This window comes from Bradyrhizobium sp. PRIMUS42 (assembly GCF_023006515.1).
Classification (GTDB): domain Bacteria; phylum Pseudomonadota; class Alphaproteobacteria; order Rhizobiales; family Xanthobacteraceae; genus Bradyrhizobium.
Genome location: NZ_JALBGZ010000075.1, coordinates 1 through 14,744 on the forward strand (window position 1 = coordinate 1; position 14,744 = coordinate 14,744).

General features: G+C 63.3%; 15 protein-coding genes. 5 read left to right on the plus strand and 10 right to left on the minus strand.

What is annotated here, in order from left to right; all coding sequences use genetic code 11:
- The 7 genes from MOV75_RS09395 to MOV75_RS09425 all read right to left on the minus strand — a co-directional run.
- A partial coding sequence (locus tag MOV75_RS09395) for a sugar ABC transporter ATP-binding protein (RefSeq protein ID WP_247005493.1) occupies positions 1-931 on the minus strand: 931 nt, incomplete at its 3' end.
- Between the two features lie 114 nt (positions 932-1,045).
- Positions 1,046-2,011, minus strand: a complete 966-nt coding sequence (gene ytfQ, locus MOV75_RS09400) for a galactofuranose ABC transporter, galactofuranose-binding protein YtfQ (RefSeq protein ID WP_247005478.1) — start codon at positions 2,009-2,011, stop codon at positions 1,046-1,048.
- Between the two features lie 473 nt (positions 2,012-2,484).
- A complete protein-coding gene (locus tag MOV75_RS09405; RefSeq protein WP_247005480.1) occupies positions 2,485-3,657 on the minus strand; it encodes a fumarylacetoacetate hydrolase family protein in 1,173 nt (390 codons plus the stop codon).
- A gap of 132 nt (positions 3,658-3,789) precedes the next feature.
- The gene (locus MOV75_RS09410) at positions 3,790-4,767 is read right to left on the minus strand and encodes a HEAT repeat domain-containing protein (protein ID WP_247005483.1); all 978 of its coding nucleotides are present in this window, start codon (positions 4,765-4,767) and stop codon (positions 3,790-3,792) included.
- A gap of 2 nt (positions 4,768-4,769) precedes the next feature.
- Positions 4,770-5,003, minus strand: coding sequence for a ferredoxin family protein (locus MOV75_RS09415; protein WP_007593252.1), 234 nt, complete (start codon positions 5,001-5,003; stop codon positions 4,770-4,772).
- Between the two features lie 27 nt (positions 5,004-5,030).
- Positions 5,031-6,773 (minus strand): fumarate reductase/succinate dehydrogenase flavoprotein subunit, encoded by a 1,743-nt coding sequence (locus MOV75_RS09420; protein ID WP_247005485.1) that lies wholly within the window; start codon positions 6,771-6,773, stop codon positions 5,031-5,033.
- A gap of 103 nt (positions 6,774-6,876) precedes the next feature.
- Positions 6,877-7,650, minus strand: coding sequence for a ferredoxin--NADP reductase (locus tag MOV75_RS09425; RefSeq protein WP_246920361.1), 774 nt, complete (start codon positions 7,648-7,650; stop codon positions 6,877-6,879).
- Between the two features lie 214 nt (positions 7,651-7,864).
- Between MOV75_RS09425 and MOV75_RS09430 the strand changes: the two genes are divergently transcribed.
- The 5 genes from MOV75_RS09430 to MOV75_RS09450 all read left to right on the plus strand — a co-directional run bounded on the left by MOV75_RS09430 (position 7,865) and on the right by MOV75_RS09450 (position 12,501).
- Positions 7,865-8,161, plus strand: a complete 297-nt coding sequence (locus MOV75_RS09430) for a gamma-butyrobetaine hydroxylase-like domain-containing protein (RefSeq protein WP_247005495.1) — start codon at positions 7,865-7,867, stop codon at positions 8,159-8,161.
- A gap of 183 nt (positions 8,162-8,344) precedes the next feature.
- Positions 8,345-9,121 (plus strand): Crp/Fnr family transcriptional regulator, encoded by a 777-nt coding sequence (locus MOV75_RS09435; RefSeq protein ID WP_246920357.1) that lies wholly within the window; start codon positions 8,345-8,347, stop codon positions 9,119-9,121.
- A 181-nt stretch (positions 9,122-9,302) separates the two neighbouring features.
- A complete protein-coding gene (locus MOV75_RS09440; RefSeq protein WP_247005487.1) occupies positions 9,303-10,724 on the plus strand; it encodes an ABC transporter substrate-binding protein in 1,422 nt (473 codons plus the stop codon).
- Complete coding sequence (locus MOV75_RS09445; protein ID WP_247005489.1) at positions 10,721-11,632, plus strand: ABC transporter permease; 912 nt, start codon at positions 10,721-10,723, stop codon at positions 11,630-11,632. Before MOV75_RS09440 ends, MOV75_RS09445 begins: the two co-directional genes overlap by 4 nt.
- Positions 11,629-12,501, plus strand: a complete 873-nt coding sequence (locus MOV75_RS09450; protein ID WP_246920345.1) for an ABC transporter ATP-binding protein — start codon at positions 11,629-11,631, stop codon at positions 12,499-12,501. Before MOV75_RS09445 ends, MOV75_RS09450 begins: the two co-directional genes overlap by 4 nt.
- Before the next feature lie 141 nt (positions 12,502-12,642).
- Here MOV75_RS09450 and MOV75_RS09455 read toward each other — a convergent pair whose 3' ends face one another.
- The 3 genes from MOV75_RS09455 to MOV75_RS09465 form a co-directional block, all read right to left on the minus strand.
- Positions 12,643-13,698: a YeiH family protein gene (locus tag MOV75_RS09455; RefSeq protein WP_246920342.1), complete on the minus strand. Its 1,056-nt coding sequence runs from the start codon at positions 13,696-13,698 to the stop codon at positions 12,643-12,645.
- Positions 13,699-13,819: 121 nt separating this feature from the next.
- The gene (locus MOV75_RS09460) at positions 13,820-14,038 is read right to left on the minus strand and encodes a hypothetical protein (protein ID WP_246920339.1); all 219 of its coding nucleotides are present in this window, start codon (positions 14,036-14,038) and stop codon (positions 13,820-13,822) included.
- Between the two features lie 166 nt (positions 14,039-14,204).
- Positions 14,205-14,744: ABC transporter ATP-binding protein (locus tag MOV75_RS09465; RefSeq protein ID WP_247005491.1), on the minus strand; the 540-nt coding region annotated here is incomplete at its 5' end.

The following is a 14,744-nucleotide window of genomic DNA, read 5'->3' on the forward strand; positions in this document are numbered from 1 at the left end:
CAAACACCAGCCGCGCCGTCTCGGTGCGGCCCGAGCCGAGCAGGCCGGCGAGACCGACGACCTCGCCATGACGCAGCTCCAGATTGAACGGCGCGACATAGCCAGCCTTGCCGTAATTCTCGAAGCTGGCGCAGACCTCGCGTGCCCGGTGCTCGCCTGCCGAGGCTCGTGCACTGGTGGTCTCCGCCAACTCCCGGCCGAGCATCATCCGGATCAGCTCGAGCCGCGGCAGCGAGGCGGTCTCGCGCTCGCCGACCAGGCGGCCGTTGCGCAGCACCGTAATTCGGTCGGATATCTCGTAGACCTGATCGAGGAAGTGGCTGACGAAGACGATGCCGATACCGCGATTAGCGAGCTGGCGCATGATCCCGAACAGGATCTCGACCTCGTGGCGGTCGAGGCTCGCGGTCGGCTCGTCGAGGATCAGCACGCGGGCCGAGAGATCGACCGCGCGGGCAATCGCGGTGACGTGCTGAATGGCGACGGAATAGCTGCCGAGCGGTGCGGCGACGTCGATATTCAGGCCGAAATCCGCCAGCAGCGCTTTGGCGCGGCGGCGCATTTCACCTTCGCGCACGATGCCAAAGCGCATCGGCTGGCGGTCGAGGAAGAGGTTTTGCGCCACCGAAAGATTCGGCAGCAAATTGACCTCCTGGTAGACGGTGGCGATGCCCGCTGCCACCGCCGCCTTGGCCGAGCGCGGCGCGATCTCGTCGCCACCGAGCCTGACGATGCCGGCATCGCGCGGAAACACGCCCGTGATCACCTTGATCAGCGTGGACTTGCCGGCGCCGTTCTCGCCGAGCAACGCATGGATCTCGCCGGCACGCAGCGTGAAGTCGACCTCCTGCAACGCGCGCACAGCGCCGAAGCTCTTGCTGATCCCGCGCACCTCCAGCAGAGGCGGAGCAGGATCGGGGCTGTTCTCCATGGCGACGTCACTCCCACCGGCGCCCGCCGACATTGCGGACACCCAGCCTATTCCTTCGCACAGCGGCTTCGAAGATGGCGCCGGACCGCAAAGCGCGGTCCGGCGAAGCCCGCCTCAGTAACCGAGGCCCTTCTTGCTGTCGTAGATCTTCTGCGGATCGTCGGCGGCAGTATAGAGCTTGGACTCGGTCTGGATCCATTTCGGCGGAACCGTCCCCTTGTCCTTGAAGGCCGCGACGACATCGAGCGCGGGGCCTGCCATGTTCGGCGTCAGCTCGACCGTCGCATTGGCTTCGCCGGCGACCATCGCCTTGAAGATATCAGGAACCGCGTCGATCGAGACGGTGAGGACGTCCTTGCCGGGCTTGAGACCGGCCTCCTTCATCGCCTGGATCGCGCCGACCATCATGTCGTCGTTGTGTGCATAGACCGCGCAGATGTTCTTGCCGCCGCCTTCGGCCTTGATGAAGCTTTCCATCACCTCCTTGCCCTTGGCGCGGGTGAAGTCGCCGGTCTGGCTGCGCACCACCTTCAGGTTCGCATGCTTGGCAATCGCGGTGTCAAACCCCTTCTTGCGGTTGGTGGCGACGCTGGCGCCGACCGTGCCTTGCAGCTCGACGATGTTGCAGGCTTTGGCTCCGACGGTCTTGGCGAGCCAGTCGCCGGCGACCTCGCCTTCATGCACGCTGTCGGAGGTGACGGCGGTGAGATAGAGTTCCTTGCCGGAGGGATCGATGTCACGATCGAGCAGCACGACCGGGATCTTGGCCTCCTTGGCCTCCTTCAGCACCGAGTCCCAGCCAGTCGAGACGACGGGCGCGAGGAAGATTGCATCGACGTTCTGCGCGATGAAGGAACGGATCGCCTTGATCTGGTTCTCCTGCTTCTGCTGCGCATCGGCGATCTTGAGATTGACCTTTCGCTTGGCAGCCTCCTGCCTGGAGACCGAGGTCTCGGCCGCGCGCCAGCCGGATTCTGATCCGATCTGCGAAAAGCCGATGGTGAGCTGGCCGGCATTGGCCGGCAGCGCGAGCAACAACGCGGCCGTGGCACTGGCCGCAAAGAGGGCTTTGAGGGTCATCAGGCGTGTCTCCCAAGAAATCATCTTGTGTTATCTCGGGCGCTGATCGGTATCATGGCACCCGCAGGCCAACCCCTTAAGGCGGCGGAGGCACTATTTCACGGAAGTCCGGTTCCGACTAGTCATATTATTTTACTATTGGGAGGAAAACGCGCGAAGGCGCGGCGCGCAGCTTTATGACACGCTCAGCGCGATTTAGTTCCAGCGATGCAACGTGGAGATGACGTAAATTAGGATGACTGCCCGAGCAAAAGTGCGCTCCTCGCCTCGTTCTTACGGGGACAGGGTCGGGGTGAGGGCCCCACCCCAATCACGGTGAACGACAGATTCGCAATCTCTTCTCCGCGTCATTGCGAGCAATGACGGTGTGGCGGGAGCTTTGCGTCTATCAAGCAAGTCGACGCGTGGAGAATACTCTCAACCGACACGCTTCGCGTGTCGGCCTCTCCCCGCAAACGGGGAGAGGCGAAGAGCTAGACCAGCTTCCGCTGCGCCAGGTTCTTCATCAGCGCACCGATGCCGAAGGTCCAGGGCTCGCACTCGTCGCTGGTGCGCATGCGGTTGACGAGCTTGCCGAGCTGAGGCGCTGCGATGGTGACGATATCGTCGCGCTTGTGGGTGAACCCCTGCCCCGGCGCGTCGCGATCCTTGACCGGCGCGAACATCGTGCCGAGGAACAGCACGAAGCCGTCAGGGTATTGATGGATCTTGCCGATCGTCTGTGCGACGAGGTCAGTCGGATCGCGGCTGATCTTGCTGATCGAGGAATGGCCGTCGAGAACGAAGCCGTCCGCCCCCTTCACGTTCAGGCTGATGTCGAGTTTTCGCGCGTCATCGAGTGTGAAGCTGTCGTCGAACAAGCGCAGCAGCGGGCCAATCGCGCAGGAGGCGTTGTTGTCCTTGGCCTTCGACAGCAGCAGCGCCGAACGGCCCTCGAAGTCGCGCAGATTGACGTCGTTGCCGAGGGCACCGCCGACGATCTTGCCGCGGCTCGACACGAACAACACGAGCTCTGGCTCGGGATTGTTCCAGGTCGATTTCGGATGCAGCCCGGCATCCATGCCGGTGCCGACCGAAGACAAGGTCGGCGCCTTGGTGAAGACCTCTGCATCCGGACCGATGCCGACTTCGAGATACTGACTCCAGGCGTTCTGGTCGATCAGCACCTGCTTCAGGTGCATGGCCTGGTCCGAGCCGGGCTTGAGCTTGGAGAGATCGTCGCCGATCAGCCGCGTCACCTCTTTCCGGATCGCGTCGGCCGAGGCTGGATTGCCTTTTGCCCGTTCCTCGATCACGCGCTCCAGCATGGAGATGGCGAAGGTGACACCCGCAGCCTTCAGCGTCTGGAGATCGACGGGCGCGAGCAGCCACGGCTTCTTCGAGTCGCGCCCGTCGGGCGCCGTGTTGGCGACGATCGCCTCGAGATCGCCGATGCGCTCGCCCTTGGTCGCCGCAAGCGCCTTGGCCGGATTGTCCTCTTCGCAGAGCGCGCTGATGGTCGGAAATTTTGCGGTCACGTCGAACACGCCCTCGCCGCGCACGGCGACCACCGCGGGACCATTCACCTGCGGCAGCCAGACACGGCCGGCCAGCGTTCCCCTTGTGCCATCCTCGGGGAGAAGGTCTTTAACCGTCAATGTGGTCATGGCTGGCGTCCTCGCTGCTTTTCGGACCGGCCACGTTGAGCGATGGCCGATCATATTGGCGAAGACCAATAAACGTCTGGCTCCGGATGTCCAGAGCAGCGGCGAAGGGCCGCTATGTCCCTGCCCGCGCCTTTATGCGCCTGCGCGCGCTTTGCGCGCTGCGATCTGCTGCAGTGCCCAGCGGGCATTCTTGCGCACGTCGGGATCGCCGTCGTCGGCAATGACCGCCAGGAACGCCTCGCCGTCGGGATGCGCGATCTCGCCGAGCGCCGCGGCCGCCTCTTTCCTCAAGTTCGCCTGGTCGTGGGTGATGCAATTGCCGATCGGCCGCACCGCGCGCTCGATCTTCATCCGCCCGAGGCTGCGAATGGACTTCAGCCGGACCTGCCAGTACTCGTCGGCAAGGCAGGCGACGAGCTGGTCGGCGGCGAGCGCCCCGTTCACGTTGAGGCCCAACGTTTCCGCCGCCATCTCGCGGACCATCCAGTCGCTGTCCTTTAGCGCACGCGTGATCGTTTCGGCCGCCGGCTTCATCTGCGAGAAAGCCAGCGCGCTCACGGCAGCGCGACGCACATGCGCGTCTGGATCGCTGATCAACGCGGTCAGCGCGGGAATCGATTCCTCCAGCTTCAGGAAGCCGATCACGCCGATCGCCTGCACGCGCACGGCGGCGTCTGAATCCTGAAGCGCCTCCAATGCCGGCTTCAGCGTATCCTTGCGACGCAGTTCCTTGAGCGCGCGCAACGCGCCCATTCGGACGAAGGCGTGGGGATGCCTGACCAGCGGCAGGATCACATCGGCGCAGGCGGGATCCTTGAACTCGGCCATGCTGTCGGCTGCGGCCGCCGCCACGATCCTTTCGGGATCGACTAGCAGCTTCACCAGCGCACTTGCCGCCTCCGGCCCGTCGAACTCGCCCAGAGCCATCGAGACCTGCTGGCGCACGCCGGCGTCGGGATCGGCTACCATGTTGGCGAGATGCGCAACTGCGGCGGGATCGCCGGAATGGCCGAGTGCGATGATGGCGACGCGACGCTCCGCGGGGTCGGCGGCTTGAAGCCGCTCGTCGGCGTCTTCGAGATCGTCGTAGGATTCGAACGGGCTCGACATGATCACCTCAACAGATAGGGAATGTTGACGGTAACGGCGCCGGTCGGACAATCCGCTTCGCAAGGCATGCAGTACCAGCACTCGTCATAGGCCATGTAGGCCTTGTTGGTCATGTCGCTGATGCGGAGCACGTCGAGCGGGCAGACGTCGACGCACACGGTGCAGCCCTTGTCCGCGATGCATTTGGCATCGTCGACGACCACCGGAACCGATGTCTGATAGGAAGCGAGGGGCATCGTTGTCTCCTGTTGTTTCGCGATGCGTCAGGCGGTGGCGCGGATGCGCTGCTTGTCGTAGAGGTCCTTCTCGTCGTCCGCGATCGGGACGACATAGGGTTCGACGGCGCGTTTCTCGCTGGTCATCTTGCCGTTCTGCTTGCTCAGCAGGGTATGACAGAACCAGTTTTCGTTATCCTTCTCCGGGAAGTCCGTGCGCCAGTGATAGAGGCCCCAGCGGCTCTCCTCGCGGTAGAGCGAGGCGTGCGCAGCCATGTCGGCGCAGTCCATGATCGACTGCACTTCGAGCGCGCGGAGCAGTTCATGCGCGTTGCGCGCGATCATGCGCTCCTGCATGTCCTCCCTCGCTTCCGCGAGGCGGCGCATGCCGAGCTCGTATTTGCGCGTGACCTTCGGCGGCTGGAGATAGTCGTTGACGAGGCGGCGGGTCTTGTATTCGACCTGGTTGGGCGGAATGCCGTCCTCGCGCCTCGTTGGCGCCATCACGCGGTCGCGCTCCATCGCGACATCCGCTGCTTCGAATTCCGCAAAGTCGTGGCTGTCAGCGAATTCCATGGCGTCGATGCCGGCGACCGCGCCGTTGGTGAAGGCGCCGAGCATATAGTTGTGGGGCACGCTCGCCATGTCGCCGGCGGCATAGAGACCGGGCACGGTGGTGCGCGCATTGTCGTCGACGAACACGCCGGAGGCACTGTGGCCGGAGCAGAAGCCGATCTCGGAGATGTGCATCTCGATCGAGTCGTTGCGATAGTCGACGCCGCGCCCCTGCTGGAACAGGCCGCGCGTGGGACGCTCGACCTTGTGCAGCGTGGATTCGATCTCCGAGATGGTGTCGGGATGGAGATGCTTGAGCTGGAGGAACACCGGTCCCTTGCCGGACAGAAGCTCGTTGTAGAACTCCAGCATCATCTGGCCCGACCAATAGTCGCATTCGATGAAGCGCGATCCTTCGTTGTTGGCGGTGAAGGCACCGAACGGACCGGCGACATAGGCGCAGGCCGGGCCGTTATAGTCCTTGATCAGCGGGTTGATCTGGTAGCATTCGAGGTTCGCGAGCGCCGCGCCCGCGTGATAGGCCATGGCATAGCCGTCGCCGGAATTGGCGGCGTTCTCGTAGGTGCCGAACATGTAGCCGGAGGTCGGAAGACCCAGGCGGCCGGCGGCGCCCATGCAAAGGATCACGGCCTTGGCCTTGATCACCAGCATCTCGGCAGTGCGGGTGTTGACGCTGACCGCGCCGGCGATGCGACCGTCGGCGGACTTGAGCAGCCGCGTCGCCATGTAGCGGTTGGAGATCAGGATGCGGGCGCGGCGGAGCTGGCGGTACAGCGCCTTCTTCACGGTCTCGCCGTTCGGCATCGGCAGCACGTAGGTGCCGATGTGGTGCACCTTCTTGACGGCGTAGTCGCCGTTCTCGTTCTTCAGGAACCGGATTCCGAAACTGTCGAGCTCCTCGATAATGCTGTAGCAGTTCTGCGCGTATTTATAGACCGCCTTCTGGTCGACGATGCCGTCGTTGGCGATGGTGATTTCCTTGGTGTACTGCTCCGGCGTGGCATAGCCGGGGATCACGGCGTTGTTCAGGCCGTCCATGCCCATCGAGATTGCGCCGGAGCGCTTGACGTTGGCCTTTTCGAGCAGGACGACGTTGGCCTTCGGATTCTTCAGCTTCGCCTTCAGCGCCGCCATCGGGCCGGCGGTGCCGCCGCCGATCACCAGCACATCGCAGGAAACCTCCGAAAGTCCGTCGACGATCTGATCTAGTGCCATCGCTTGCTCCTGGTTCGCCGATAGCCGGCGCCTTTGCATCAGATTTGTTCAGGGGGCTTCCCGGCGATAGCAATTAGTTGTCGCCGCGATGCGATTTGGCGCCTCAGCGCTCGACGAAGGCCTTCTCGATCACGAAATGGCCAGGCTGGCTGTGATTGCCCTCGACAAAGCCGCGCGCGGAGAACATCGCGGGCAGTTCCTCGAGCATCGCCGGGCTGCCGCACAGCATGATGCGATCGGTCTCGATATCGAGGCCGGACAGGCCGATGTCGTCGAACATCTGGTTGGAAGCGATCAGATCGGTGATGCGGCCACGATTCCTGAAGGGCTCGCGGGTCACGGTCGGGTAGTAGACGAGCTTGTCGCGGATCAGCGGTCCGAAGAATTCGTGATTGCGCAGGCCATCGACGACGTGCTCGCCATATGCGAGTTCCGAAACCTGGCGGCAGCCATGGGCGAGCACGATGGTCTCGTAATTTTCGTAGACGTCAGGGTCCTTGATCAGGCTGGCGAAGGGCGCAAGTCCCGTTCCGGTCGAGAGCAGCAACAGGCGTTTTCCCGGAATGAGATTACCGGTGATCAGCGTACCCGTCGCCTTGCGGCCGACCAGGATGATGTCGCCCTCCCTGATCTTCTGCAGGCGCGAGGTCAGCGGGCCGTCCTGCACCTTGATCGAGAAAAATTCGAGCGCCTCCTCGTGATTGGCGCTGGCCATGCTATAGGCCCGCATCAACGGCTTGCCTTCGACCTCGAGCCCGATCATCGCGAACTGGCCATTCTGGAAACGGAACCCGGGATCACGCGTGGCAGTGAAGCTGAACAGGGATTCGGTCCAGTGCCTGACCGACAGAACCGTTTCCTTCTGAAATGCGCTCATGGTCTCTCCTTGGCCATCGATGGCGCCCAAGGTTTCGGAGAGAGGAGAGACCGGCAATTCGGAAGTGAGATTTCCGGTCGATTAGTTTCACATTTCGCAGGCAATGATTGAAGCGGGGCAGACGGCCGCCGTCACATGCATCCGCGCCGGCAATTAGTTGCTATTCATGCTGTCCCGCGCCGACGTAGAAAAGAGCCGGAGGTTCGTCATGAGCATGACCCCAGTGGCACCGACCGTGGCCGACTATGAAGCAAGCGCCGATCTCGCCGCGCTCCTCGTCCGCACGACACAGGACGATGCACTCAGCGTCCCCGCCGAAACACTCCGCCTCTCCTGCAAATGCGCCCATTGCACCCGCGCCCGTTTCGACGGCCGCTTCCCGGAAGCGTTTCCGGGGATCGCGATCACCGAGATAGGCGATCTCGGCTACGGGCTGAACATCGCGTTTTCGGACGGGCATGACCGCGGGATTTATCCGAAGCCGTATCTGCTGAGCCTGGCGGGGCGGTAAACCGCGCTCACACACAGCTCGTCATTCCGGGGCGCCCGAAGGGCGAGCCCGGAATCCATACCCCCCGTTCGTGGTTATGGATTCCGGGCCTGCGCGCTCTGCGCGCATCCCGGAATGACGCAGAGCGGTCATCTGGCACGGACATTGCTCCTCTTTAGAACGATTTGAACGTTCCGGAGGCAGATGATGTTGCAGGCGGCGAATGTGGTTCGCGGGACTGTTCCCGCAGCAGTCCGGCCTACCGGCAGTTCCTCGCTGCTCCTCACCGAGAACCAGCAATGGATCGGCGGACCGCCGCCGCTGATGGACAAGCTCTCGCCGCGGGAACGGGAGCTGGTGCTGAAGCAGGGCCGCCGAAAGGTGCTCAACCGCGGCCAGACTCTGTTCAGCCAGGGCGGCAAACATGACGGTATTTGGCTGATCGAGAGCGGCCGGATCCGGGTCTTCTACACCTCTCCGCTCGGGCGCGAGATCACGCTGGCCTATTGGCATGTCGGCAATTTCGTCGGTGGGCCCGAAGTGTTCGAAGGCACCGTGCATCAATGGTCCGGCGTCGCATCCAGCAATTGCAGCGTGGTGCACCTGCCCGGGAAGGAGCTGCGCATCCTTGCCGCCGAGATTCCGAACCTTGCGATCGGCCTCATCGAAGGCCTGACCTTCAAGGGCAAATGCTATTCGGCGCTGGCCCAGATGCTGGGAACGCGCTCGATCACGCAGCGCCTCGCGCATCTCTTGCTACATCTCGTCGAGCTCTACGGCGTCGAGGACGCCGACGGGCGCGTGATCGCCGCCGCCTTCACCCATGCCGACATCGCCCACATGGTCGGGGCCACACGGCAATGGGTCACGATCAGCCTGAAGCGCATGCAGGAGAAGGGAATCGTGCTGACCAAGCGGTCGCAGATCGTGGTCTGCCGGACCGATGTGCTGGAGGAGATGCGTGGACACGCATCTGACTAGCCGAATGTGCGACCCGCACCGGTGCACAGGCAAGCGGCTTTATAGTGCAGGACTGCCCAAGGAGTATGCAATCAGCTTTTCCCGGCAACTAATCGACTGCGGCGGTCATTCCGGATTTGCCCTGTCCGGGCCCTCACCCAATCATGGCAACCACAGCACATCCAACTGAATGAGGATGAGAATGGTCCGCCATCTTCCCACGCTCTCGATCGCGATGTCGGTGACGTCGCTGGCGCTTCTGATCGCGCAGCCGGCCTCCGCGGAAACCGTCACGCTCGGCATCGGAACGCAGGACACCACGACCAACACCGTGACTGCCGGCGTCGTCATCCGCCAGCTGCGCCTCCTCGAAAAATACCTGCCGAAGGATGGCAAATACGCCAACATCAAGTTCGAGCTGGAGTGGCAGAACTTCACCTCAGGTCCGCCCGTCACCAATGCGATGATGGCGAACAAGCTGCAGATCGGCATGATGGGCGACTACCCGCTGATCGTGAACGGCTTCACCTTCGAGAGCAATCCGGAGAGCAAGAGCCGGCTGATCGGCATCGCCGCCTACAGCCTGTCCGGCTCCGGCAACGGCCTCGTCGTTCACAAGGATTCGCCCTACTACGATCTCGCCGATCTCAAGGGCAAGCTGGTCAGCGTGCCCTTCGGCTCCGCCGCCCATGGCATGGTGCTGAAGGCGATGCAGGACCGCGGCTACACCTCCGATTTCTTCCAGCTCGTCAGCCAGAGCCCCGAGGTCGGCTCGACCAACCTGCAGGAGAAGAAGATCGACGCGCATGCCGACTTCGTCCCTTTCGCCGAACTCCTGCCCTTCCGCGGCTTCGCGCGAAAGATCTTTGACGGCGTCGAGACTAACTTGCCGACCTTTCACGGCATCGTGGTCCGCACCGATTTCGCGGAGAAATATCCGGAAGTCGTCGTCGCCTATTTCAAGGCGGTGATCGCCGCCAACCAGTGGCTGCGCGACGATCCCAAGCTCGCCGCCGAGAAAATCCAGGAGTGGACCGGCATCAACAAGGAAGTGGTCTACATCTTCCTGGGGCCCAGCGGCAACATGACCACTGATCCCACGATCAAGCCCGCTCTGATCGATGCCGCCACGGCCGACGTCAAGGTATTGCAGAACCTCGGTCGCATGAAGGAATTCGATCCGAAGAAATGGGTCGACGACAGCTACATCCGCAAGGCCTATGCCGAGATGAACCTCGACTACGACGCCCAGCTTGCGAGCACCAAGAACTACGAGATCTCCGGCGAGGATGCCTTCTGCAAGAAGCCGATCGCCGATCCGCGCAAGGCCGGGGAGGTCTGGGTCGACGATGCCGGCATCATGCCTTTCTCGTCCGCCGCGTGCACCCTCGGTGCGTACGCCGACTACAAGGCCAAGGGCAAGAAGATCAACGTCGCCTATGTCTTCGACACCACGCGCGGCATCAAACTGTTCGCCGACCAGGCCTTCTTCGCCGTCGGCAATGGCGACGTCGCCCCGTTCCTGCTCAAGAAGGACGCCGAAGCCTACGCCGCCAAAGTCAGCGGCAAGGTGCTCGGCTTCGAGGACGCGGTGAAGGCCGCCGTCGGCGGAGGCAAGACGTGAGCAGTCCCGCCCTCGTCCGACATCCCGAGGACAGCATGCCGGCAACAGCCATTGCAGAGGCGGGCCCTGCGCCCGCCGTCATCACCCCGCCCACGACGCCGCCTTCCTTCGGCGCACTCGCGCTACGCTGGTACCGGCTCCATCGGGCAGGCCTGCGCGCGACCGCGATCGGCGTGATTTCGCTGCTCGCCTTCCTGCTGGTCTGGCACCTGCTCACGACCTATCGCGTCGTGTTCTTCGTGCGCTTCACCAACGTGCCGTCGCCGCTCGCCGTCTATGCCAGCTTCACCAAGGCGATCCACGATCCCAAATTCCTGATGCACATCGTGCTGAGCTGCCGGCGCATCTTCATCGGATTCTCGCTCGCTGCGATCGTCGGCGTGCCGCTCGGCCTGATCATGGGCCGCTTCAAGCTGGTGCACGAGGTGATCTTCCCGGTGGCGGAGGTGCTGCGGCCGATTCCGGCGATCGCCTGGGTGCCGATGGCGATCATGCTGTGGCCGACCAACGAGCAGAGCATCGTCTACATCACCTTCCTCGGCTCGTTCTTCCCGATCCTCGTCAACACGCTGCATGGCATGTCGCTGGTCGATCCCGTGCTGGTGCGCGCCGCGCAATGTCTCGGCGCGCGGGAACGCTCGATCTTCCGCGAGGTGTATTTTCCGGCATCTCTGCCGCACATCTTCACCGGCCTCACCGTCGGCATGGGCGTTGCCTGGGTCTCGCTAATCGCGGCCGAGATGATCTCCGGGCAGTACGGCATCGGCTATTTCACCTGGGAAGCCTATTCGCTGGTCCAGTATGCCGACATCGCGCTCGGCATGATCGCGATCGGCGTGCTCGGCCTGGGGTCGAGCCTGCTGATCAGAGGCGCGGGACAATTGGTGATGCCGTGGAGATCGTCATGAGCGAGATGATTGCGAGTCCCCCGAAGGGCCATATCGAGGTCAAGAACTTCTCCCTCGCCTACGAGACTATCGAGGGAGCGGTGCAGGCCGTAAGCGACACGCAGATCCATGTGAAGCCCGGCGAATTCGTCTCGATCGTCGGGCCGTCCGGCTGCGGAAAGTCGACCCTGCTCAATGCGGTCGCGGGCTTCCTCAAGCCGACCACGGGAATCGTAACTGTCGACGGCGAGCGTGTGAACGGCCCCAGCGCCGAACGCGGCATGGTGTTCCAGCAATATTCGCTGTTTCCCTGGAAGACGGTGCGGGAGAACGTCGAGTTCGGCCTGAAGATGCGCGGCATGCCGCGCTCCCAGCGTGAACGCGCCGCGCGTACGCTGCTCGGGCTCGCGGGTCTCGAGGCGTTCGAGAAGCACTATCCGGAAAGGCTCTCCGGCGGCATGAAGCAGCGCGTCGGCATCGTCCGCGCGCTCGCGACCGGACCGAAAGTGCTGCTGCTGGACGAGCCGTTCGGTGCGCTCGATGCGCAGACGCGCGTCATCATGCAGCAGATCCTCACCAACATGTGGCAGCGGCTGAAGATCTCGGTGCTGTTCGTCACCCACGACATCGACGAGGCGATCTTCCTCTCCGATCGCGTCTACTGCATGACCGCGCGTCCCGGCTCGATCAAGGCGGAGATCCCGATTCCCCTGGAGCGGCCGCGGCAGCAATCGATGATGATGTCGTCGGAATTCCTGGCGCTGCGCCGCGGACTGATGTCGCTGATCCGCGAGGAAAGCCTGAAGGCGATGGGCGGCGAGATCAACGACATGGGCATGCAGGGGCTGGGCATCGAGCTGAACGGCCATTCGCTGGCAGATGTGATCTGATTTACCTTGCCCCGCTGACGGCGATGACGGTCTCGTAGGGTGGGCAAAGCGAAGCGTGCCCACCAACTTGGTCGCACGCTGAACTGGAAGTTGGGCACGGCGCTTCGCGCCTTTGCCCACCCTACGGCAGTCTTGTTCTGTTCACTTGAACCACTGCACCAGCGCGATGCTGATCCCCAGCAGCAGCAGCAGCGACAGCGTGACCGCGGCCGTCACCCGGCCTCCGACATTGGCGAGCACGCGCACGTCGACGCCGAGGCCGAGCGCGGCCATAGACACCACCGTGAGAAAGCCGGTGATCTTCGTCACCGGCCCGACCACCGTGGCCGGCACGATCTCCAATGACCGCAGAGTCGCGAGCGCGAGGAAGCCGAGGATGAACCAGGGGACCAGGCGGAAGAAGCCGACATTGGTCTTCTTGGCGTCGCTCTGCCAGCGTGAGGCGACGAGGGACAGGCCGACGACGACCGGCCCCAGCATCAGGACGCGCATCAGCTTGACCAGCGTGCCGATCTGCGTCGAGACGAGCCCCGCCGGGACCGTCGCGGCCAGCACCTGCGGCACGGCGTAGACGGTCAGGCCTGCGAGGATGCCATATTGCGTGGCGGACAATTGCAACAGCGGGATCAGCAGCGGCAGGCCCAGCACCATCATCACGCCGAGGATCGCAGTAAAGGAGATCGAGGATGCGATCTCGTCATTGTTGGCGCCGATGATCGGCGCCACGGCGGCGATTGCGGAATTGCCGCAGATCGAGTTGCCGCAGGCGATCAGGATCGACAGTCGGGTCGACAGGCCCAGCAGACGGCTGAGGCCGAAGGAGACGCAGAGCGCGATCACGACGACGGCGGCGATCGATGCCAGCAGCGCGATCCCCGAGGCTGCGATGGCGGCGAAGCTGATCGAGGCTCCCAGCAGCATGACGGCGACTTCGAGGAGCTGCTTGGCGCTGAAAGCAATCCCGGCCTGCCAGCGTGGCGCGGGCTTCCAGAAGCTGCGGAGCACCATGCCGAGCAGGATCGCCATCACCAGCGCCTCGACATAGGGATGCTCGAAAACGCCCAATTCGGCCCGCTCCAGCAGGGCCGAGACTCCGGCGACGGCTATACAGAGGAGAATTCCGGGAATCAGCGCGACGACGCGGCTAATGGCAGTCGGCTTGGAATCGGCCTGGCTGGATGCTTGATTCTGCGACACAAATCTCTCCCCGAGGAGAAGGATTTATACGCAGCGGCGTCCGATTGGGGAATAAGTTTTCGGCATATCAGGGCCGAGGGAAGTCGTCTCCTCAGCCCGGAATAAACCGTCCAGGCGAGCCTTAGAAGATCAGGCTCTTGGCGAGCGAGGCCACCCGACTGAAGCCGTCATAGATGCCCGGCTCGAAGAAGGCCGCACGGGCGAGCACGATGCCCGCGACCAGCGACCAGAACAGCGTGGTGCCGGCCCGCAGCAGGAGCTTCGACGCGCGCGATTTCGGCTGGACGTCCGTTGCGGACACCAGCTGCTCGCCGAAGGGTTCAAATCCAGTGCGTTCCATGACCGTAGCCAATCCATCAAATTCTGATGGGAATGTCGTCGTTTCGGGCCCAAACGGCAATGGAAGCGATTGGCGTTTTTGCCCTCCGGAGGGGAAAGTCCTTCCGGCGGATACCCCCAGGACAATGGTTTTCTTCTTCCGGCCTATTTGGACACCGGCGCCCGGGCTACAGGGCCAGATAACGCCGCCGGATGGCATCATTGGCCTTCAGCTCGTCGATTCCGGCGGCGTAGACGATCTGGCCCTTGTCGATGACCGTGGCGTGGCTCGCAAGGCCGAGGCAGAAATGCATGTTCTGCTCGGCGATCAGCACGGTCGATCCGATGCTCCGGAGTTGCCGCAACAGCTCGCCGATCCGCTGCACGATGATCGGCGCGAGTCCCTCACTCGGCTCGTCCAGCAGTAGCAGCGCAGGATTACCCATCAGCGTTCTCGCGATCGCTAGCATCTGTTGCTCGCCGCCCGACAGACGCCCGGCAATGCGATGACGCAGCGGCTCAAGAAGCGGAAAGACGTCATAGATGCGCTTGATCGGCCATTCGTCCTGGCCCTCGGGCCCCTTCTTCTTCCCGATGACGAGGTTGTCCTCGACCGTATGCTCCGGAAAGATCTGGCGATCCTCCGGAACGAAGCCGAGGCCGGCGCGGGCAATGGTGTGCGGCTTCAGGCCGGAGATCAACGCGCCGCGCAGGCTGACCCTGCCCCG

Excerpts from the sequence above, each read along its gene's own strand:
- ytfQ (WP_247005478.1), bottom strand. The coding sequence starts at position 2,011 with ATGACCCTCAAAGCCCTCTTTGCGGCCAGTGCCACGGCCGCGTTGTTG.
- MOV75_RS09405 (WP_247005480.1), bottom strand. The coding sequence starts at position 3,657 with ATGACCACATTGACGGTTAAAGACCTTCTCCCCGAGGATGGCACAAGG.
- MOV75_RS09410 (WP_247005483.1), bottom strand. The coding sequence starts at position 4,767 with ATGTCGAGCCCGTTCGAATCCTACGACGATCTCGAAGACGCCGACGAG.
- MOV75_RS09415 (WP_007593252.1), bottom strand. The coding sequence starts at position 5,003 with ATGCCCCTCGCTTCCTATCAGACATCGGTTCCGGTGGTCGTCGACGAT.
- MOV75_RS09420 (WP_247005485.1), bottom strand. The coding sequence starts at position 6,773 with ATGGCACTAGATCAGATCGTCGACGGACTTTCGGAGGTTTCCTGCGAT.
- MOV75_RS09425 (WP_246920361.1), bottom strand. The coding sequence starts at position 7,650 with ATGAGCGCATTTCAGAAGGAAACGGTTCTGTCGGTCAGGCACTGGACC.
- MOV75_RS09430 (WP_247005495.1), top strand. The coding sequence starts at position 7,865 with ATGACCCCAGTGGCACCGACCGTGGCCGACTATGAAGCAAGCGCCGAT.
- MOV75_RS09435 (WP_246920357.1), top strand. The coding sequence starts at position 8,345 with ATGATGTTGCAGGCGGCGAATGTGGTTCGCGGGACTGTTCCCGCAGCA.
- MOV75_RS09440 (WP_247005487.1), top strand. The coding sequence starts at position 9,303 with ATGGTCCGCCATCTTCCCACGCTCTCGATCGCGATGTCGGTGACGTCG.
- MOV75_RS09450 (WP_246920345.1), top strand. The coding sequence starts at position 11,629 with ATGAGCGAGATGATTGCGAGTCCCCCGAAGGGCCATATCGAGGTCAAG.
- MOV75_RS09460 (WP_246920339.1), bottom strand. The coding sequence starts at position 14,038 with ATGGAACGCACTGGATTTGAACCCTTCGGCGAGCAGCTGGTGTCCGCA.